The 3,424-nt window shown below is 66.1% G+C and carries 4 protein-coding genes and 1 pseudogene; 1 reads left to right on the forward strand and 4 read right to left on the reverse strand.

Going from position 1 to position 3,424, the window contains the following annotated elements; all coding sequences use genetic code 11:
* The 3 genes and pseudogenes from PMI40_RS20710 to PMI40_RS20720 form a co-directional block, all read right to left on the reverse strand.
* Positions 1-238 (reverse strand): annotated as a pseudogene (locus PMI40_RS20710) (SAM-dependent methyltransferase); the annotation flags it as partial.
* Complete coding sequence (locus tag PMI40_RS20715; protein WP_008119502.1) at positions 235-1,053, reverse strand: DUF1365 domain-containing protein; 819 nt, start codon at positions 1,051-1,053, stop codon at positions 235-237. The pseudogene PMI40_RS20710 and the gene PMI40_RS20715, both read right to left, overlap by 4 nt.
* Positions 1,050-2,339, reverse strand: coding sequence for an NAD(P)/FAD-dependent oxidoreductase (locus tag PMI40_RS20720; RefSeq protein ID WP_008119503.1), 1,290 nt, complete (start codon positions 2,337-2,339; stop codon positions 1,050-1,052). Before PMI40_RS20720 ends, PMI40_RS20715 begins: the two co-directional genes overlap by 4 nt.
* A gap of 115 nt (positions 2,340-2,454) precedes the next feature.
* Between PMI40_RS20720 and PMI40_RS20725 the strand changes: the two genes are divergently transcribed.
* A complete protein-coding gene (locus PMI40_RS20725; protein ID WP_008119504.1) occupies positions 2,455-3,069 on the forward strand; it encodes a TetR/AcrR family transcriptional regulator in 615 nt (204 codons plus the stop codon).
* Between the two features lie 82 nt (positions 3,070-3,151).
* On the opposite strand, the gene PMI40_RS20730 is transcribed toward PMI40_RS20725, so the two are convergent.
* Positions 3,152-3,424 (reverse strand): amidohydrolase (locus tag PMI40_RS20730; protein ID WP_008119505.1); only part of this gene is annotated, 273 nt, incomplete at its 5' end.

Genomic DNA, 3,424 nt, shown 5'->3' on the forward strand with positions numbered 1-3,424 from the left:
GGCTGTCGGAAAAGCCGATGTCACCGGCGCGCAGGATGCGCGCGCAGGCACGCCAGTCGCGGATATGCAGGTGCGCCGTGCGCGGCTGGTGCGGCTCGCCGAAGGTCAGCCGGGTGCCGTGCGGTGTCACCAGCTCGAGATGGCCGTGGCGCACCCGTTCGAGCAGGCGCAGGAACATGCGCACCGCCGGCATGCCGGTACGCTCGCCGCCTTGTTGCAATATCTGCAGGGAATTCATGGTGACAACTCCTTTTCGGATGGTCGGCCGTCGACCGGCCGTGGGCCCGGGCGTGGCTTGCTGAACCAGGGGACTCGCTTGCGCCACAGCAGTAGCGCTTGCCAGTGGATGCGGGCGACGATGCCGATCGTCATCAACGGCTGGGCGCACAAGGCAGCCGCCGCCGTGGCTGCCGTGAGCGGCTGCAGGCGGCCGGAGATGGCAGTGCGCAATAGCGGCTGGACCTGCTCGTCGTCGTGGTAATCGACACCCACCATGGCGCGCTCGCCGCGCTGGCGCAGGCGGAACCGGTAATGCCCACGCACCTCGCAAAACGGCGAGACGTGCATCATCTTGGCGCTGGCCAGCGGGGTATGGGCATCGATGACGGCATTGCCCGGGGCGCTGAGCAGGTAATGCCAGGTCTGCCCGAAGGTACTGTTGACTTCGGCCAGCACCGCGCGCAGGCCGCCATCGCGGTCGTGGCACAGGAACAGGCTGATCGGATTGAACACGAAGCCGAACAGGCGCGGAAAGGTCTGCAGCACGATCGGGCCGCCAGCCTCGATACCGGCCTCGGCCAGGCGGGCGCGTACCCACTGCTGCAGGTCGCCGCCATCGCGCGCGCCATAGTCGCAGCTGCGAATGCTGATCAGGCGCCGGCAATCCATGCCGAACCATGCATTGCGCGCCTGGTGCATGCGCGCCAGGTCGATGCGCACGCAAAAGACCGGATAGACGAAGCGGTGCGACACCGGACGCAAGCGCTGGTGCATCACCTGCGCGCGCATGAGCTGGGCGGCCGGGACCTCGCGGCCTGGTTGGGCCAGATTCATGGCAAGCTCGCCCAGCTCGGCGCCAGCTTGAAATCGGCGGCCACCCGCAGCGCCGACTTCAAGCCATCCTCGTGAAAGCCGTAGCCGGTCCAGGCGCCGGCAAACCAGGCCCGGTGACGGCCCTGGATCGTCGGCAGGAGCAGCTGGCCATCGATGGCGCGCTGGTCGAACACCGGATGCTCGTAGTCGAAGCTGGCGATACGGCATTCAGGCGCCGGCGGCTGCGGCGGGTTCAGCGTGACCATCAGCTCACGCTGGCCGGGCAGCGCCTGCAGGCGATTGAGCCAATAGCTCACGCACACTGCCTGGTGGCCGTCCCGGGCGCGCGTGCCCAGGTAGTTCCAGGCCGACCAGACACGGCGCCGGCGCGGCATCAGGTCGGTATCGGTGTGCAGCCAGGCCAGGTTGTGCTGGTAACGGAATGACGACAGGACCTCGTGCTCCTCTTGTGTCGCATCGTGCAGCAGGGCCAGCGTCTGCGGCGCATGGGTGGCGAACACCACCGCATCGAATTGCTCCATACGCGGGATGGCGCCGGCGCTGCGCACCAGCACCCCGTTATCGGTGCGGGTGACGCTGTGCAGCCGGCAGGCCAGCCGCACCTCGGGCAGGACGTCGGCGATACGGCGTACATATTCGCGCGAGCCGCCGCGCACGGTGCGCCACTGCGGCCGGTCGTCCAGTTGCAGCAGGCCGTGGTTGAGGCAAAAGCGCAGGAACGTGGCGGCCGGGAAGTCGAGGATGTCGGCCGGCGCGCTGGACCAGATGGCCGCGGCCATCGGCAGCAGGTAGGCGTCGCGAAACCGGGCCCCGTAGCCGCCCGCGCCCAGCAGATGGCGCAGCGTCTGCGGCTGCGCCTGGCACTGCGCCAGGTTGGCCGGCGCGGCGCGGTTGAAGCGGACGATGTCGCGCAGCATGCCCAGGAAAGCCGGATCGAACAGCCGCCTGCGCTGGGCGAACACGGTATCGAGGCTGGTGCCGGCCCATTCCAGGTCGCCCTCCTGCATCGACACCCCGAACGACATGTCGCTGGCATAGGTCTCGACCCCCAGCTCGGCAAACAGCGCCAGCAGGTTGGGATAGGTGCGGTCATTGCATACCAGGAAGCCGGTGTCGACCGCCATCGCATGGCCATCGAGCTCGATATCGACGGTATTGGCATGCCCGCCCAGGGTAGCGGCCGACTCCATCAGCACCACGTCGTGCTGGCGCGCCAGGAAGTAGGCGCTGGCCAGCCCCGAAATGCCGCCGCCGATCACCGCAATGCGTTGCCTGCCGGATGTCATCGTTGTGCCCGATTTTGAGGTTGATAAGCGTGGTCGGCACCGCATGGCGCCGCATCGGTGCTAAGATTACTACCGATATAAAATAAAATCTACCAATTAGTACATAAAGCTACCAATGAGTATTTTCGGCAAACTGAGTTTCAAGGACCAGGCTTTCAAGCTGCGCGAGAACGCCATCCTCGACGCTGCCACCGCGGTGCTGGCCAGCAAGGGTTACGACCTGATGACCATGGACGACGTGGCCGGTGCCGTCGGCATTTCCAAGCCCAGCCTGTACAAGCATTTCAAATCCAAGGAAGAGCTGGTGGGTGACACCATGATCCGGCTCATCGATGGCGCCATCGACCAGCTTGAACGACTGGCTGCCATCGACAGCCCACGGGGCAAGCTCGAGGCCATGCTCGAATGGGCGCTGCGGGTGCGCCTGGATGGCGGCCTGCCCTTCCTGCCATCGACCAGTGCCCACGTGCGCGACATGTTGATGCGCAACATCAAGTACGTCACGCGCGTGCTCAAGTTGAACGGGCAGATCGAGAAGCTGGTGAAAGAGGCGCAGAAGAAGGGCGAGATCGATGCGTCGCTGCCCAGCGACGTGATCCTGTTCAGCTACTACGCGCGCACCTGTGATCCGGCCGTCGAGTACTTGCAGAAATTCAGCAAGATGACGCCCGACGACATCGTGCGCTATATGTTGCGGGTGGCGTTCGAGGGGTTTTCAGCGGTGAAGTGAGGCAGCATGCGGCGTCGGGCCGGGCGCCGCGATGCAGGCCCGCCATGCCGCGCGACAGGCACGCGATGGCGTGGCCCGCGGCTCATGCGACCAGGCCGTAACAGCGACCGGCCGTGCCGCCCCACAACGCCTGCTGCTCTGCTGCAGACAGCCGGGTCCGGGACCAATCCCCGACCACGCCCGCCACCTTGGCATAGGACGCCGCCAGCAGGCACACCGGCCAGTCCGAGCCGAACATCAGGCGCTGCGGGCCGAAGGCATCCAGCGCCGTATCCAGGCACAGCGCGATGTGCTCGAAATCCTTCTCTCGCAAGCCACGCATCCAGTCGGCTTCGAGAGAAGGATTTCGAGCACA

Origin of the sequence: Herbaspirillum sp. YR522, from assembly GCF_000282575.1 — a bacterium.
GTDB lineage: Bacteria > Pseudomonadota > Gammaproteobacteria > Burkholderiales > Burkholderiaceae_D > Herbaspirillum.